Annotated in this window: 15 protein-coding genes and 1 pseudogene; 4 read left to right on the forward strand and 12 right to left on the reverse strand. The window is 57.8% G+C overall.

Annotation, left to right across the window (positions count from 1 at the left end; all coding sequences use genetic code 11):
• Positions 1–42: 42 nt before the first annotated feature.
• The 7 genes from secA to Q4B98_RS03335 all read right to left on the reverse strand — a co-directional run bounded on the left by secA (position 43) and on the right by Q4B98_RS03335 (position 9,213).
• Positions 43–2,733, reverse strand: a complete 2,691-nt coding sequence (secA, locus tag Q4B98_RS03305; RefSeq protein ID WP_303195659.1) for a preprotein translocase subunit SecA — start codon at positions 2,731–2,733, stop codon at positions 43–45.
• 258 nt (positions 2,734–2,991) lie between these two features.
• Positions 2,992–3,630 (reverse strand): ribosome-associated translation inhibitor RaiA, encoded by a 639-nt coding sequence (raiA, locus tag Q4B98_RS03310; RefSeq protein WP_303195395.1) that lies wholly within the window; start codon positions 3,628–3,630, stop codon positions 2,992–2,994.
• A 172-nt stretch (positions 3,631–3,802) separates the two neighbouring features.
• The gene (locus Q4B98_RS03315; RefSeq protein WP_303195661.1) at positions 3,803–4,297 is read right to left on the reverse strand and encodes a ComF family protein; all 495 of its coding nucleotides are present in this window, start codon (positions 4,295–4,297) and stop codon (positions 3,803–3,805) included.
• 194 nt (positions 4,298–4,491) lie between these two features.
• Positions 4,492–6,273, reverse strand: a complete 1,782-nt coding sequence (locus Q4B98_RS03320; protein WP_303195397.1) for an LpqB family beta-propeller domain-containing protein — start codon at positions 6,271–6,273, stop codon at positions 4,492–4,494.
• Positions 6,270–7,775, reverse strand: coding sequence for an MtrAB system histidine kinase MtrB (gene mtrB, locus Q4B98_RS03325; protein WP_303195663.1), 1,506 nt, complete (start codon positions 7,773–7,775; stop codon positions 6,270–6,272). The genes Q4B98_RS03320 and mtrB overlap by 4 nt, the downstream gene beginning before the upstream one ends.
• Before the next feature lie 89 nt (positions 7,776–7,864).
• The gene (gene mtrA, locus Q4B98_RS03330) at positions 7,865–8,569 is read right to left on the reverse strand and encodes an MtrAB system response regulator MtrA (protein ID WP_303195399.1); all 705 of its coding nucleotides are present in this window, start codon (positions 8,567–8,569) and stop codon (positions 7,865–7,867) included.
• A 65-nt stretch (positions 8,570–8,634) separates the two neighbouring features.
• Positions 8,635–9,213, reverse strand: a complete 579-nt coding sequence (locus tag Q4B98_RS03335) for a YqgE/AlgH family protein (RefSeq protein WP_303195401.1) — start codon at positions 9,211–9,213, stop codon at positions 8,635–8,637.
• A gap of 205 nt (positions 9,214–9,418) precedes the next feature.
• Between Q4B98_RS03335 and Q4B98_RS03340 the strand changes: the two genes are divergently transcribed.
• The gene (locus Q4B98_RS03340; protein WP_303195402.1) at positions 9,419–10,702 is read left to right on the forward strand and encodes a M20 family metallopeptidase; all 1,284 of its coding nucleotides are present in this window, start codon (positions 9,419–9,421) and stop codon (positions 10,700–10,702) included.
• 257 nt (positions 10,703–10,959) lie between these two features.
• Positions 10,960–11,991, forward strand: a complete 1,032-nt coding sequence (locus tag Q4B98_RS03345; RefSeq protein ID WP_303195403.1) for a uroporphyrinogen decarboxylase family protein — start codon at positions 10,960–10,962, stop codon at positions 11,989–11,991.
• A 430-nt stretch (positions 11,992–12,421) separates the two neighbouring features.
• Here the strand turns inward: Q4B98_RS03345 and Q4B98_RS03350 are convergent, their stop codons facing one another.
• The 5 genes and pseudogenes from Q4B98_RS03350 to Q4B98_RS10520 all read right to left on the reverse strand — a co-directional run bounded on the left by Q4B98_RS03350 (position 12,422) and on the right by Q4B98_RS10520 (position 15,269).
• Positions 12,422–13,645, reverse strand: a complete 1,224-nt coding sequence (locus Q4B98_RS03350; RefSeq protein ID WP_368492298.1) for a recombinase family protein — start codon at positions 13,643–13,645, stop codon at positions 12,422–12,424.
• A 133-nt stretch (positions 13,646–13,778) separates the two neighbouring features.
• Positions 13,779–14,042: a hypothetical protein gene (locus Q4B98_RS03355; RefSeq protein WP_303195681.1), complete on the reverse strand. Its 264-nt coding sequence runs from the start codon at positions 14,040–14,042 to the stop codon at positions 13,779–13,781.
• A complete protein-coding gene (locus Q4B98_RS10510; RefSeq protein WP_368492299.1) occupies positions 13,990–14,283 on the reverse strand; it encodes a recombinase zinc beta ribbon domain-containing protein in 294 nt (97 codons plus the stop codon). The genes Q4B98_RS03355 and Q4B98_RS10510 overlap by 53 nt, the downstream gene beginning before the upstream one ends.
• A 57-nt stretch (positions 14,284–14,340) precedes the next feature.
• Positions 14,341–14,865: pseudogene (locus tag Q4B98_RS10515) on the reverse strand (recombinase family protein); the annotation flags it as partial.
• Positions 14,754–15,269 carry a recombinase family protein gene (locus Q4B98_RS10520; protein ID WP_368492284.1) on the reverse strand — a complete coding sequence of 172 codons (516 nt, stop codon included), beginning with the start codon at positions 15,267–15,269 and terminating at the stop codon, positions 14,754–14,756. The pseudogene Q4B98_RS10515 and the gene Q4B98_RS10520, both read right to left, overlap by 112 nt.
• A 146-nt stretch (positions 15,270–15,415) precedes the next feature.
• Between Q4B98_RS10520 and Q4B98_RS03365 the strand changes: the two genes are divergently transcribed.
• Together Q4B98_RS03365 and Q4B98_RS03370 are read left to right on the forward strand one after the other, a co-directional pair.
• Positions 15,416–15,856, forward strand: coding sequence for a hypothetical protein (locus Q4B98_RS03365; RefSeq protein ID WP_303195406.1), 441 nt, complete (start codon positions 15,416–15,418; stop codon positions 15,854–15,856).
• A 3-nt stretch (positions 15,857–15,859) separates the two neighbouring features.
• Complete coding sequence (locus Q4B98_RS03370; protein ID WP_004014542.1) at positions 15,860–16,057, forward strand: helix-turn-helix transcriptional regulator; 198 nt, start codon at positions 15,860–15,862, stop codon at positions 16,055–16,057.
• The last annotated feature ends 235 nt before the right edge of the window (positions 16,058–16,292 follow it).

Here is a 16,292-nt window from a genome sequence, read left to right on the forward strand (position 1 = left end):
CGGTGTCAACACTCTCGCACCAGTGCCGACCAATCACTCACATCACCGCTTCTTCCGGCTCTTCTTGGACTTCTTCGCAGCCCTACGACTGGCACGGTTGCCCTCAGCTTTGGGGTTCTTCGGCGCACCACCTTCAGAGGTCGTCGTGGCCTCACCCTGTTCGTCGGGAGCCGAGTAGCTGAGCGATCGACGCGGACGGTATTGCTGAGGCAGCACCGAATCGCCCGTCACCGGCTTTCCGTCACCGTCAGTCACCAGACCGACCTGCGGACCAGTCTCAATTTCGAGGTTGAACAGGAACCCGACGACCTCCTCCTTGAAGGAGTCCATCATCGAGTTAAACATGTCGCCGCCCTCACGTTGATACTCAACCAAGGGGTCTCGCTGCGCCATCGCGCGCAACCCAATGCCTTCACGCAGGTAGTCCATTTCGTAGAGGTGTTCGCGCCACTTGCGATCGAGCACCGTCAGCAAGACCTCACGCTCAAGCTGGCGCATTGTCGCCTCACCAAGTTCAGCTTCGCGCCGGTCGTACGCCTCCTGGGCGTCGGCCTTGAAGTCCTCAACAAGCTCCTCGGCATCTTGGCAGTCGGCATACTCACTGATATCCAGCCCAACGGGATAGACGGTACCGATCTCGTTCCACATGGCCTCAAGATCCCAGTCCTCGGAATAACCGTCGGTGTATTTACGAACACCGGCCTCGACAACTCGGTCAGTGGTAGCGCGCAGCTCAGCCTCGACGTCAGCTCCCTCAAGAACCTTGCGCCGATCGCCATAGATGACGTGGCGCTGGCGGTTCATGACATCGTCGTATTTCAGGACGTTTTTACGCATTTCGAAGTTCTGAGCCTCGACCTGCTTTTGAGCACTCTCGATCTGACGAGATACCCACTTCGATTCGATGGGCATATCCTCAGGCATCTTGAGAGTCACCATGGCACGGTCGATGACCTCTGGCTTAAACAGCCGCATGAGCTCATCCTGCAACGACAGGTAGAACCTGGACTCGCCCGGGTCACCCTGACGGCCGGAACGACCACGCAACTGGTTGTCGATACGGCGGGACTCGTGACGCTCAGAGCCGATGACGTAAAGGCCACCGAGTTTCTCGACCTCTTCGTGCTCGGCTTTGGACTGCTCCTCGTATCGGGCAAGAGTGGTCTTCCACGCGGCTCGGTAGGCCTCTTCATCCTCCACCGGATCGAGTCCTTTGTCACGAAGGTCCAGCTCAGTGAGGAATTCTGGGTTCCCGCCCAGGATGATGTCGGTACCACGGCCAGCCATATTGGTCGACACCGTCACAGCTCCCTTACGGCCAGCCAGAGCGACGATCGCAGCCTCAGACTCGTGATGCTTGGCATTCAGCACCTTGTGAGGAACACCAGCGCGTTTCAGCTTATCCGAAAGCAGTTCTGACTTGGCCACCGATGCGGTACCGATCAGAATCGGTTGACCGGCCTCATGTCGCTCAACAACGTCAGAGATGATGGCGTCAAACTTGGCATCCTCGGTACGGTAAATGAGGTCTTTCTGGTCTCTGCGGATCATAGGCCGGTTCGTCGGAATCGGGATGACGCCCAGACCATAGATCTTTTGGAACTCACTCTCCTCGGTCTTGGCAGTACCCGTCATTCCGGCGAGCTTGTCGTACATACGGAAATAGTTCTGCAGCGTGATCGTTGCGAGGGTCTGGTACTCGTCCTTGATCTCGACGTGTTCCTTGGCTTCGAGAGCTTGGTGAAGACCCTCGTTATAACGCCGTCCTGCCAACGTTCGACCAGTGTGCTCGTCGACGATGAGGACCTCGCCGCCAATGATGACGTAGTCCTTGTCGCGATGGAAGAGTTCCTTGGCCTTGATGGCGTTGTTGAGGTACCCGATAAGCGGAGTATTGGCCGACTCGTAGAGGTTTTCGATGCCGAGCCGTTCCTCCACCACACTAATGCCGTGTCCGAGGACGGAGACGGTGCGCTTCTTCTCGTCAACCTCGTAGTCAACGTCACGTTGAAGTTTCGCGACGATCTTCGCGAATTCCGGGTACCACTGCTTGTTCTCCTCAGCAGGCCCGGAAATAATCAGTGGGGTACGAGCCTCGTCAATGAGGATCGAGTCGACCTCGTCGACGATGGCGAAGTGGTGGCCGCGCTGCACACAGTCACTCAGCGAGCTGGCCATGTTGTCGCGCAGGTAATCGAAGCCGAACTCGTTATTCGTGCCATAGGTGATGTCAGACTTGTACGCCTCCTTGCGCTCCATGGGGGCCATGTCGGACAGAATCGCTGAAATCGTCAGGCCCAGGAAGTGATGTACGCGCCCCATTTGCTCGGACTGGATTCGAGCCAAGTAGTCGTTGACGGTCACGACGTGGACACCCTTGCCGAGCAAGCCCTCTAGGTAGGCAGGTAGAAGACCGACAAGGGTCTTACCTTCACCGGTCTTCATCTCAGCAATATTGCACTGGTAAAGAGCCGCCCCACCCATAATCTGCACATCGAAGTGACGCTTGCCGAGCACTCGCTGGGACGCTTCACGCACCGTTGCGAAAGCCTCTGGGAGCAACCGATCCAAGCTCTCACCATTGTCGAGACGTTGACGGAAGTCGGCAGTCTGGCCCGCCAACTCGTCATCGCTCATGGCGACGTAATCCTCCTCGATGCTGTTGACCTGGCCAACAATGCGGTTGAGTCGGCGGATGATCTTGCCTTCACCGGCGTGCAGCACGCGATCCATGAGGTTCACAGGGAGGGTCCTTCAAGGAGTAGACATCGTGTCGTCCAAGCCCATGCCGGACGAGCGGCCCAGTAAAGCCGCCTCCCCTATCCTAGAGGGTCTGTGGCCAAACCAAGAACAACGGTTTTCCGCCATGACCACTTGGGGGGTGCAGATCCTCGTCGTAACCCTCCTTTTTCTGACCACTACGACCAACGATTCGGCGGCGGTACGGATAATCCCGCACCGCCGCCGATGTCGCGTCGTGACGATCAAAAATCATTCTTTGTCGAGATCCAGATGGATCACGCCATAGTTATAACCCTTCTTACGTCGATAAACGACGCTGGGTCGCTTGGATTCCTGATCGAGGTAGAGGAAGAAGTCGTGTCCGACCAGTTCCATCTCGTCGAGAGCCTGGGCAAGAGTCAGGGGTACGGCCTGGAAGACCTTTTCCTTGACATAGATGGGGCTGTCCCCGGTAACTTCCACGTCACCCGCGATCTTCCTGGTGGCAAGAATCTCGGGAGCATCATCGGTGCTTTCCTCGGGCGGGACGTCCAGAACCTGCGAGACACGCAGTCCACGGCGACTGCGACGACGATCAGCAGCCTTGACGAGCTGGGTGCGGAGTCGGTCGGCTGCCATGTCAAAAGCAACCATCTTGTCCTCTGCCTGCCCAACGGCTCGCACTACCGGCCCCTTTGCCCGCAGTGTGATTTCGCACGTCATGGCCTGATCTTTGGGGCCCTTGGTGCCCTGGGCAGTGAAAACCACCTCAGCGCGCTGGACCCGGTCCCTTAATTTCTCGACCCCGGAGAGCCTGTCCTCGACCTGGGTGCGCACGTCGTCACTGACGTGGCAGTGCCGTCCCGAAACGATGACATCCATGACAACCTCCTGTGGTGGGGTTCGCATCGGTGTTTCCGACGCTGATACACAAAGCACGACCGTTCGCCATCCCCCTGGCGGAGGTCAGAGCGTCAATCGGTCGTGCCATGCATTTACGCTAGCCCATAACAGGGCCTCACAACAGGTATTTGGCAAGGTTCAACGCCAGTCAACTCATCATGGTCATGTCCCGATACTGTCACGGCCATCTCATTGGGGTTGCAGCGTCGGCAAGCACAACAACCGACAGCACTGTTCGGCCCGCTTGGTTCAAAGCTCGGCAGGCCTCGTCAATCGTTGCCCCTGAGGTACGAACATCGTCAACCAAAATGACATCTCCCTCTCCTGCCACAGCCCTCATTGATCCGCTCTGATTGGTGCCGCGATCCTCATCACGGACTTCAAGCTGATCGGCCACCCGTCGAGTTCTATGCAGCACCTGAGCGAGCGAAGCATTGCCAGCGCCCAAGGCCCGAAGAGCTGATCTCGCCATATCCGCAGCATGGTCAGCACCTCGTCGCCGCACTGCCCTCGCCGATGAGGGCACCGGAACGACGTCGACGTGGCCGGGGGCGGCCGCTATCGCCGGAGCAAGTCCATAGGCCAGCCATTGGCCCAGTTCGTCGGCTAACCATGTGGCACCACGATCTTTGTGAGCTGTGACGATCCCAGGAACGGGACCGTGATAACCCATACAGGCAATGACAGGAGGCGGGCCATCAGTAATGACCCGTGGAGTTGGGTGAATTGCGCTCCGACAGGCCGCGCACACACCGACGCCCGGCTCTCCACAGCCCGGACAACATGCCCCCAGCAGCAAGTCGGCCAAGCAATCGAGTGACTTCACAATGAACCAGTGTCGCGCGTCATCGTGGTCTTTCGGAAGAGTCAAGCTGTCATCGCGACTGCACTAGCCCCTTGCAGAATCTGGCGCCACCGGAATCTCTCCTCGTGACGAAGGAGCTTTCCGTCCGCAGTGAGTACGACAGCTTCGGTTCCGGTTTTCATCGGTACTGCTACCACGGATTGCACATCCGTTCCGCTGAGCGGCCCCATAGAGGTCGCCCCTGAGCCATCGACGATCACCTCATATGGTGCCGTCACCCCAGCCTTTATTGCGCTGCCCAGCAGGCACAACCGGGTTTGAGAAAGCCAGGCGACGTCGGTGATCCTTGACAGATTCGCGTCTGATGAGGACAGCGGCATATCGACGATGTGGCCGAGATGGACGACGTTATCCTTTCTGGAAAGCAGGCCGATACCCAGTCCAGACTTCTTCCCGTGCGTGAGGACCAGGGCAACACGGATGCCGTCGGGTGAGACGCTGAACGACGTCACTGTTCGGCCCCCAAGGTCAACGACGGTCGACAACCGGGTTCCGTCCGGGCCAACGACGATGAGTGTCGGATCGATGGTCGAGAATGTCATCACGCTGTGATCGACGAGAATTTGCGGACGGAGCAGATGTTTCCCTGTGGCAATGACATCAGTCTGGGCACTGCCTTCCCGCCATGACAGCAGTGATCGTCGATCTGCCGAGACGGCGCGCCACACTCCACCTGGGTCACTCACAGTGGCACCGGGCATGGCGAATTGAGTCGAGGCAACAGCTGATACGCCGGTCTTCGGGCGGGCATTCTTACCCAGTGCTCCGGGCATGATCTGAAAGGGTTGCCCGGATGTGTTGACACGTCCCATCTGGCCCTTGACGACAGCCACAACGGTCGGGGAAACGGCTGTAGGAAGCGGTATGAAGTCGGCGTAGAGATCTGCCGACACGGTGTTGTCCTCAGCAGCCTCAGGGAGGGGCAGCAAAGACCCACCTGCGGTGAATCGGATACGCGAGATAGCCGCGAACCCGCTGAGGGTCCAGCTGACTTGGCTGGCCAGCAGCCGACGCTGAGCCTCCGAGAGCTGAGCAGCCGACGCGCTCAATGGCACAGTGACGACGCCTACTGCGTCAACTGAGGTCGTGCCGAGGATTCTCACTTCTGATGGCAATGCCGTTCGAAGTGCTGGTTTCACGTGTTCCGGCACTCCTGCCGCCATCGCCCTGAGTGCTGCGTCAGGGGTGGCCGCCAAACTCGGCAGGTGAATGATGTCGGGAACCAGACGGTCCACATCGGCAGCCAAGAAATAGATCGGAATCGTCGACCACGCGCGTTGGAAGGTGTATTGCGAGACCAACAGCCCTTTGGGCGGGTGGGATATTCGCCATTGCCCCGCTTCTTGGGCCATGCCGAAGTCATGTTTCAGGGTTTGGGAATGGGCCGGGTGATAGTGACCGTCGCCATCAATCGTCCCAACGATTGGAGCCTGGAGAGAGGCCGTCGCCACCGTGCTCGTCGGTTTGTGGTTGGTGGCCTCATAGATGGTTGCTCCGGCATGGGGATCCCAGCGGTCCGCCATGTCTTTCGTGAGGTAGGCACGGGCGACGCGATAGTCGTCGCGGGCGCTCATCATGGCTTGCAGAAAACCGCCTACCACAAGGTCAATTGACGCTCCGTCCGCAGGAGGCTCGGGAGCGACATCAATCCCCTCCCGTTGAGCAGCAGAATCATTGGGATTGTCAACACGCTTGACCGGTCCCGTGGATGGCACCTCGGCGCACCCTGCTAGCAGGAGGGCGGCCCCCGACAGCACCGCGCGGCGTGTGGGACGCAATGTCATCGCTCCTCCATTGACTCGGTGTCGCCGACATCACTCGGTGCGGCTGGCAGAGGGGATTCGACGATGACTCCGTCAGCCTCTCTCGGAAGGACAAGTCGGAAAAAGGCTCCTTGGCCGGGACGTCCCCACGCCGTCAACCAGCCGTGGTGGAGCTCGGCGTCCTGACGAGCAATAGCCAGGCCAAGACCACTACCTCCCACGGTGCGTACTCGGGAGGGATCTCCACGCCAGAATCGACCAAACACTTTGTCTGCCTGCCATGGCTCGAACCCGACTCCATGGTCACGAACGGCAACGCCCACAGCACAGTCGTTGCCGACAACGGTCACCTCAACGGGTTTTCCCTCGGCATGTTCGACAGCGTTCGACAACAAGTTTCTGATGATCCGGCTAATGCGTCGTGGATCGACTTCAGCGGTCTGAGTTGTCTCAGCGCTCAGTGTGATGGGAACTCTTAGACGTTCTGCAAGCGGAGTCACGTCGGTAATCTCGGCACGCACGAGCTCGCTAATGTTGCAGTCCTCCAACGTCAGCTGGGCAGCGCCCGCGTCATACCGGGAGATCTCCAGCAAATCGGCCAGCAGAATCTCGAAGCGTTCCATCTGAGTTCGCATCAGCTCCACCGAGCGTGCCTGGACTGGGTCGTCAGGATCGGCCTCAATCATGTCGGCGGCCATCCGCATTGTCGTCATGGGGGTGCGTAACTCGTGAGAAACGTCCGAAACGAACTGCTGTTGCAGCGTCGACAACCTCTCCAATTCGCCAATTCGCCGATCCAACTGAGCTGCCATGTCATTCATCGACCTGGCAAGGGTCGCGAGCTCATCGGTTCCCCGCACTGCCATCCGCTCATCCAGCGCCCCGCCAGCCAGTCTCGAGGCTGTGATCGAAGCTTGTCGAATAGGTTGAGATAAATGACGCGTCGCGACATAGGTTACAAGCGCAATAGCCAAAGCCATGAGGGCTCCGACACTGATGACGCTGCGGCGTAGCAGTTCGACGGTAGCAACCTCCTGGGTCTCGGGAAAAATGAGGTAGACCGGAATGGACTGGCTGGCTCCAGGGGACCATAGGGTGGAGCCGACGACGATTGCAGGAGCGTCAGGACGCAGGTGATCGGTGTAATGAACTGTGGTCGGCGCAGTCCACATACCGTTGGACTCCCCTACCTTCGCGGTGAGCTCAGCGGGGACGGAGTCCGGCGAGACTCCTTGGGAGATGAGTCCGGAAACAGGCCCCTGAATGAGAACGTGATACTGCCCAGACTGTTCTGCGGCGTCGTCGGCAAGTTGATTGAGAAGCTCGTAAAGGGAGGCAGTTCTCAGATCGGTGTCGCGCAGCTGACCTTGAATACGGTTAATTGTCGTGGTCGTCTCCGCAATGGCTGAAGCGCGTTTTGCCTCAACGATTCCTGCGGTGGCTTGGCGCATCAGGAAAAACCCACCGACGATAAGAATGACCAAACTGCTCGACAACGTGATAATCACCATGCGCAACGGCAGTGATGACCACCACAGTCGCCGTGGTCCAGCAAGCCAGGATGTTAACCAACTAGGGCGTGGGCAGCGGCCAGCACGCCGCACTCGGGGGATCAGCTCTCCTCCCCGGGGGCACTAATGCGGTATCCGACCCCACGCACGGTCACGATCATGCGCGGGCAATCAGCGTTTATCTCCACCTTTGAGCGCAGCCGCTGCACGTGAACATTCACCAAACGGGTGTCAGCATTACTTGTGTATCCCCAGACGTCTCGAAGCAGGGTTTCTCGGCTGAAAACCCTGTTGGGATGCTGAGCCATCGTCACAAGCAGGGAATATTCCAGCGGCGTCAAGGAAATCTCTTCCCCACCGCGCTGCACGACATGGGCCGCTGGGTCGATAGTCAGGTCCCCGACGCTGATAATTCCGCCCTCATCGCGTTGCGGAGTACGCAGACGGGCACGAATACGGGCAACAAGTTCAGCAGAGCGAAAAGGCTTTGAGACGTAATCGTCGGCACCTGCTCCCAACCCATGAACGACGTCAGTGGTGTCAGAGCGTGCTGTCAGCATGATGATCGGGATCCCGGACTCACGTCGAATGTCGTGACAGACATGGATGCCATCACGTCCTGGAAGCATGAGGTCGAGCAGAACAAGTGCAGGTTTGCACTGTCGGAAGATGTTCATGACGTCATTGCCGTCGCCAACCCATACAGTCGAGAATCCCTCTTTAGCAAGGACGAGCTGAAGCATCTCGGCCAAGGCCGGGTCGTCATCCACGACGAGAATTGGCCCTTGCTCATCGGTCGCACCCACCACAGACCTCCTCACTCATTCCCGGATGATCGATATCGTAGCCCTCAGTGACTTGTGCCCATCGATCAGTTCAGGGCAGGGGTATCTGTAGCAGTAGCGAGCATAGCTGCTGCGCCGTTTTGGCGGTGCAGGACGGCTCGCCACAGACCTCGTGGCTTTGAGGAAAAGACATCTTCCGGGTGCGCGATAGCTCGAATCCAGTCACCGCGAATGAGTTCAGCCTCAAGCTGGCCCGGACCCCATTCCGCGTATCCAGCAAAAATCCGGATATCGGTGAACGCTCCCTCCACCAATTCGGTCGGGGTGTCCAGGTGGAGCAGGCCAGTCATGCCTTGGACCCGTCGCCATCCCGGCGGCTCCTCGCTAGACCGCTGCACACGGGCAAGACAGATGGCTCCACTGGGAGACATCGGGCCTCCAAGGAAAAGGTCCTGCGGTGGAGTCGTCAGATGAACCCAGCCCGGTAGTTGACGACGGAGCGTTCCCGGGGTGCACGGCTCATTGACGATGACGCCCAGTACTCCATCAAAGGCTACGTCAATGAGGTAGACAACAGACTCGTGGAAAATGCCCTCGTCGATCTGGCGACTTGCCACCAGCAGGTCGCCTGCCTTGAGAGGATTCGCGAGTCTCACGACACCCATTGTGTCACCCGCGATGGCGGTTTCGCGGCGTGGTCGACAACGAATCGTCACATCGTCGCGAAAAGCGCTGACATTGCGGTCACCACGTGTTGCGCGTTCACCAAGTGTTCCATTTATGCCTTAGCAACCCGCTTCGTCCTTTGCCTCAAGTTTGATATGAGTTATATTAAAGACACCCGTTGACATGTCAACTGTGAGGATTTCCATGACTGCTGATTCACGCGCACAACTCCTGGCAGATCTTGACCGTCGTGCCAGTGAGACCGGACCCGATATGATCTCGTGGCGGCACCACTTACACGCCCATCCAGAACTCTCCAATCGTGAAGAGAACACCGCTTCGTTTATTGCCAAAACTCTGCAACAAATGGGGATAGACGACATCCGCACCGGGATCGCCGGGCATGGCGTGGTAGGCATTTTACGGGGTGGCCAAAGCGGCGACGGTGTCATAGTGTTGCGCGCTGACATCGACGCTCTTCCGGTGCCCGACGAGTCAGGCGTCGACTTCGCCTCGCGGGAGGTTGACCATGACTATCCTGGCGGACCGTTTCCAGTCTCACATGCTTGTGGACACGACTGTCACACGGCCATGTTGCTGGGGGCCATGCGGGTGCTGAGTGAACAGACTGACCGGCTACCCGGCACTGTCGTATCAGTGTTCCAACCGGCCGAGGAAGGCGCCCCAGTCAATGAGATTGGCGGCGCAAAGGCCATGCTTGAGGCTGGAGCTTTGGACGGACTGAACCCGACGATGGCTTTCGGTATGCACGTGCAGCCTCAGCCGAAGGGTACGGTCTCGATCCGTTCGGGAAACCAATTCGCAGCGTCGTGCATGATGCGCATCACGGTTACCGGTGAGCAGGTACACGCCTCAACGCCGTGGGCGGGGCACGACCCGATGCCAGCCGTTGGCGCGATTCTCACCGGGATTGGTCAGATCTACCGTCGCAACGACGCCACTGATCCCATGACTATCAGTGTCGGCCACGTGGAGGACGTCGGCCGGTTCAACGTCGTCGGTGGCAAGGTAACCTTGTGGGGCACCATTCGTTCCCTCAGCGATACCGTCATGGCCCGAGCCCAGCAGCAGGTTCGTGATCTAGCTGAGGGCAGTGCCGCCGCGATGGGGTGCCGCGCCGAAGTGGACTTCCTGCAGCCTGTGCCTGCTGTAACAAATACCCCAGAATGGGTAGAGGCAGTCACAGGGTCTTTAACCGATGTCGTCGGTGCAGACAATGTTTTTGAGCCACATCCCACCCTCGGCTATGACGACGTGTCTGAATTCATCAATGCGTTCGGCGGCGTCTACGTGGGTCTCGGCGTGCAAGACACCCACTTCGTCGACGGGCAGCTCCAACCGGTCGATGGCGGACGAGGCGGAGTGCCTAATCACCACCCCGCCTTTTACGCTGATGACGAGACGCTCGTTACTGGCGTGCGACTGCATTCCCATGTCGCCGTCGATCACCTGTGGTCACGTATCTAAGTTGCAAGGTTCCACCGGCAGCGTCAGATACGTCTTCCAGCCAGCCACACAAGCGGCGCTTACCTGTCGGTCGAGCACGACGTCCCCACGATTTAATATTCCATTTTGTGAGTTCCTATGAAATCACAACATGTACGTCAACCCATACACTGACAATTCGTAACCCCTGAGCTGCACGGCAAGAATCCTATCCGCCACACGACTTTCACGATACACAAGAACACGACTTACACGACGCATGAGAAAAGGAGGACACAATGAACAAAAGAGAAAGGATTGAAAACTTTCTGGCCAGTAAAGAGGTTGATAGAGTTCCTGTTGCTTTCTATCATCACTTTTTAGATAGCCGTATGCTTTTCAATATGAATCTGGGTCTAACTAAGTCCAAACTTTTCGAAAGAAATATCGAGAGCCACCGCAAAGCTTTGGCAAATTTTCACCCTGATCTCTTAAAAATCATGAACGACTCTCTCATGATTATGCCACTGAAAATGGCTAAGGTCAAGCATGCCTCTGACTTAAAGACTGTCCTCCCTCAAGGAATCAACTCCCGCTGGCAAAAGAAGTCAATAGAGCTAGCCATGCGAGTAAAAGAGATATATGCCAATAGCGAAGCACCTATACTCTTTACAAGCTTCGGACCAGCCTACATCCTCCGGTCCAATTTTGCCCGTATCGGCAACCTTATGATGGGTAACTCCTTCATGGAAAGCAAGATCAAGCGGCTCATAGCTGAAGACGAAGCTGAGTTTAAGGCCTGCGTCGACAGGATTTCTGAGGAAGTAGCGAACTTTAACGATCGACTGTTTAAAGAGGTCGGTATCGACGGTATTTACTTTTCCGTCAACAATCAAAACGACTTCTTCCCGCCAGCACAATATCAACGAATAATATCCCCCGCTGATAAATACATCTTAGAAAGAGCCAATAAAAACTCTTCGATGAACGTTCTCCACATCTGCGGATACATGGGGAAGCCAAATCACCTAGACACCTTTTCAGACTATGAAGCCGCTGCATACAACTGGGCTGTCCACGCAGAAGGTGTTTCCCTCACCGAAGGCAAGAAAATCTTCAACGGAAAGCCCGTATTCGGTGGATTCGAGCAAAATGGCGTCATTGCCAAGGGGACTCGAGAAGAAGTTGAAGCCGAAGTGTTCAGGATTCTTGATGAAGCGGGTCAGGTCGGCACCATGCTCGGCGCGGACTGCACCGTTCCTACCAACATTGATGACGCACGTCTTAGTTGGGTACAAGATGCCGCTGCCGCATACGCCAAGACGCACTAAGCGTTCACGCTCGTGGGGTTGTTGATGATGACGGGACCACGTAGAGGCAGGCCGTTCGTTGAATCAACAGTCAACAACCTCATGAAGCACAGCTATGAGAGCCTCATCTGCGTTGCTTGTCAGGAAACATAACTAAACGCGAACTCAGTCCTCACCGAAATAGACTTCAACGCTTCCTTTTCTGGTTACTTAGACGTTCATTTTGATACATGGCTCTAGGTGGGTGCAAAAGTCGTGAGGGTGGGTGCAGAACCCGCGAGGGTCGGTGCATGGGGACACTTCGCTTATGTGCGCTGGTTTTCCCTGATGCCTAGGTGCGCTTGCCTCTTGCTCAGACGGAAGCGACTATGGCTCCACCGAGACTAAGTGACGTGGATCCACGGCATAGATCGCTGGGTGTCAGGCTTTGAAGTGAATCTCGATAGCGCCGTCAGCGATGACGGTGGCGTGGTCGACGAGGGTGTGCCATAGGTATGGGGTGAACTCGATGCTGGTTGGGTCGAGGGTGGCGAGCTGTTCCTTGTAGTAGCGGTAGGCGGCTTGCCGGTTGTCGAGGTCGCTGATCTGTAGGTCGGTGGTGTCGAGTTCGGCACGCACCGCCTGGTCGACCAGCTCGTCGACCTGGTCCCGGTTGGCGAGGAGGTGGTGGACGGCGTCGAGGAAGGCGGTAGTGATGTGTTCGTCGCTGACGTGCGGAGTGCTGCACGGGGTGGTGCCTGCGTATTTGTGGTTGCACCGCCAGATGCGTTTTTTCGTATTTGGTGCCTGAATGCCAGGTTTTCGAGCCGTACCAGGCCCCGCACTGGGCGCATCTGATTTTGCCGGAGAAGCTCCGTTGCCGGGAGGAGGAGCGTCGCCCGGTGGCGGGGGCGGCGAGTTCTGCTTGGACGAAGTCCCACACGGCTGGGGTGATGATCGGCTCGTGGTTTCTGTTGACGTAGTACTGGGGTACTTCACCTTGGTTCTTGACTTGCTTCTTGGTGAGGAAGTCGGTGATGTAGGACTTCTGAAGTAGCGCGTCGCCTTTGTATTTCTCGTTGGTGAGGATGCTGCGCACGTGGTGGGCCGACCAGTTCGGGTTCCCGGATGCGGTGAGATGGCCTTCGGCTTGGAGTTGTTTTGCGATGCCGGTCAGGGAGCCGCCGTCGAGGTAGAGGGTGCAGATGTGGCGGACGAGTTTGGCTTGTTCCTGGTTGATAACGAGGTTGCCGTCCTCGCCTCGCTCGTAGCCGAGGAACCGGCTGAACGGGACGGTGACTTTCCCGTCGGCGAAGCGTTTCCGGTGCCCCCAGGTGACGTTCTCACTGATGGAGCGTGCTTCCTCCTGCGTGAGCGAACTCATGATGGTGATGAGGAGTTCGCCTTTGGCGTCGAACGTCCAGGTATTCTCCTTTTCGAAGAACACCTCTATTCCGGCGTCCTTCAACTGGCGCATGGTGGTCAGAGAATCGACGGTGTTGCGGGCGAATCGGGAGACACTCTTGGTGACGATCAGGTCGATCTTCCCGGCTAGCGCGTCGGTGACCATGGATTGGAATCCGGCGCGGTGTTTGGTGGTGGTGCCGGTGATGCCTTCGTCGGTGTAGATTCCGGCGAGCTGCCATCCGGCGTGGTCGGTGATGTAGCGGGTGTAAGTAGTCGACCTGCGCCTGATAGGAGGTCACTTGGTCCTCGTGATCGGTGGCGACGCGGGCGTAGCCTGCGACTTTACGGATCGTGGTCTGTCCCAAGGGTGTGCCGGTGTGTAGGCGGCGGGTGGCCAGGATCGCGGTGATGGTGCGCGCCATTTAGCGTTCACTCCGCTCGGCGCGGAGCCTTTCGGCTTCGGCTTTGGCGACGGCCCGGTACTTCGCGAGAGCTTCCGGAGGGGTGGATGCGCTGCGACCGTCGATGCCGAGTTTGCGGGCATTGTCCCAGCGGACTTTGGCGAGTTCGGCCCAGGCGGCTTTCTTCGCCGGGGTCCAGGAGGACTTCTTCAGGTTTGGCCGCCACGTATGACTACTGGTGGTGCCATCGGTGTAGTGGAACGTGTAGTGGTCTTTCCCGGCCACGTCGATGTGGTCGATGGGCGGTGAACACGTCGTCGTCGAACTCGTCGATACCGAGGATGGTGGCGATGAAGGTCTTGAGGGCGGTGTCGGAGATTTCGCTGGTGCTGCAACTGGTGGCACGTCCTTTCTTGCGTTCGGTGCAGATCCAGTGTTCGGTGGTGATTGAGTTCTGGGTGCGGGGCTTGCGGGCGGTGCGCACGAAGGAGCAGCCGCAGGCGGCGCACTTGATTTTCGAGGTCATCGCCACCGTGTCGATCGACCAGTTGGCGCGTGCCCCCAAGTCACGGCGGCGAGCGATCTCGGCCTGCACTGTGGTGAACGTGCCGTGGTCGATGATCGCGGGGATCGCCCCTTCGACCAGGTACATGGGATGCTCGCCGGTGTTGCGCACCGCCCTGCCGGGTTTGCCGTCCGGGGTCGCCCATTGGCCAAGCAACAGGTCGCCGGTGTAGGAGGGATTTTTCAGGATGTGACGCACCCACTCGCCGGGCATCTTGTTGCTGGCTAAGTGCGGAACACGGCCATCGGTGATGAGCTGTGCGGCCATCGCCTCACACGAGGTCGGCAGCATGTAGTGGGCGAAAATCCACCGCACCACCTTCGCTTCGTCTTCAACGATCTCGACGTCGGTCGCATCCGGGGAGTCTGTGTAGCCGTAGAGGTGGAAGCCGTTGGCTTTGCCTTGCTCGAAGCCTTTCCTCACCCGCCATTTCACGTTCTGGCTAATCTGCTCGGACTCGGCCTGGGCGAAGGAGGCGAGCAGGGTGAGCACCAGCTCCCCATCAGCGGAGAACGTGGAGATGTTCTCTTTTTCGAAGCGAACCTCGACGCCGAGGGTTTTTCAGTGCCCGGATTGTTTCCAGCAGGTCGACGGGTGTTGCGGGCGAACCGGGAGATCGACTTGGTCAAGATCAGGTCAATCTGACCGGAGCGGGCAGCGGCGAGCATGGCTTGGAATTGGGGCCGGTTGGTGGTGGTGCCTGAGATACCTGAGTCGGCGTAGACGCCCGCATACTCCCAGCCGGGGGTGGATTGGATCAGCTCAGAGTAGCGGGAAATCTGTGCCGACAGCGACTTTGGGGTGCGGTCGTTTTCCATCGAGATGCGGGCATACGCCGCGACCTTCCTGGCCCGTGCACTCTGGGGTGGCGCGGTGACCCGTTCCATCCTTGCCATAGATTTTCCTTGTATGACTAGGGGTTTTGTATCGTTTGCACGTCTATACATCACTCTGATCGGCCGTGAAGTCAACCAAAAGACGAATCAGCCAGGAGAGGGATCCCTTCATAAAACCTGTCAAACACACTTGACGTAAAGCGTCTTTGACATTAGGGTGGTGGGTGTTAGAGCAGATCAGGAGAATGGAGCCCATCATGGAAGAGGTAACTACCAAACAACCAACGTGGGGGTATGTGCGCAAAACGAAGATTCCAGCGATCTTCCCGGCGGTGCCCGTAGGGGCGTTACTGGCGATTGGTGCCGCCGTGTTCCGGGTGGCAGTCAACCCGACTGGCCCGTACCGATGGGCGGCGGTGGCGATACTCGCAGCCTGTTTGGCCGGTCCTCTCATCGCCTTGGTGTGGATACTAATCGTTGACCGCTCAAGTCTGCCGGGGGCGACCGCCCATCCAGAACAAGCCGTGGAGCACCACTGGCACTCGCTCGCAGCCACGAACACTTTCCTAATCACCATCGCAGCAGCAGGAATCGGCGCAGCAGTAACATCAGGTAACGTCTCATTCGTGTTGGCAGGAATCGTCGTGTTCGAATTCCTTGTCTATGGGGTTTCCTATTTGTGGGCGAAACACAGGTAAGTCATGAAAAACAATCTCGTCACGCTCCGCAAACAGGCCGGCTGGTCACAAGAAAAACTAGCCGAACTACTCGGAGTCAGCCGCCAAACCGTGATCTCCATCGAAAAAGGCCGCTTCGACCCCTCCCTGCCCTTAGCCTTTACTATCGCGAAAACCTTCAACTGCAAGATAGAAGACATCTTCACCCCAGACGACGCCTAGACCCCATCAGGTAGCACATCATCAATAAACCAGATGCGTTTCGGTACGGCTCTGCCGGTTACGATGCCCCAGCAGTTCACCAGATCTGATAGTTCACCGAATATAGTCAGGTCGATTTGCCTGCGGGTCAGTCCCAGGTGGGCGAACCCGATATAGGTCACACGGGTAAAGATTGCATCGTCACTATCTATTAGGTGTCCTTTTCCTTGGTTTGCCCTTTTGGGTCTGGGGTCTC

The organism is Cutibacterium sp., from assembly GCF_030525615.1.
GTDB lineage: Bacteria > Actinomycetota > Actinomycetes > Propionibacteriales > Propionibacteriaceae > Cutibacterium.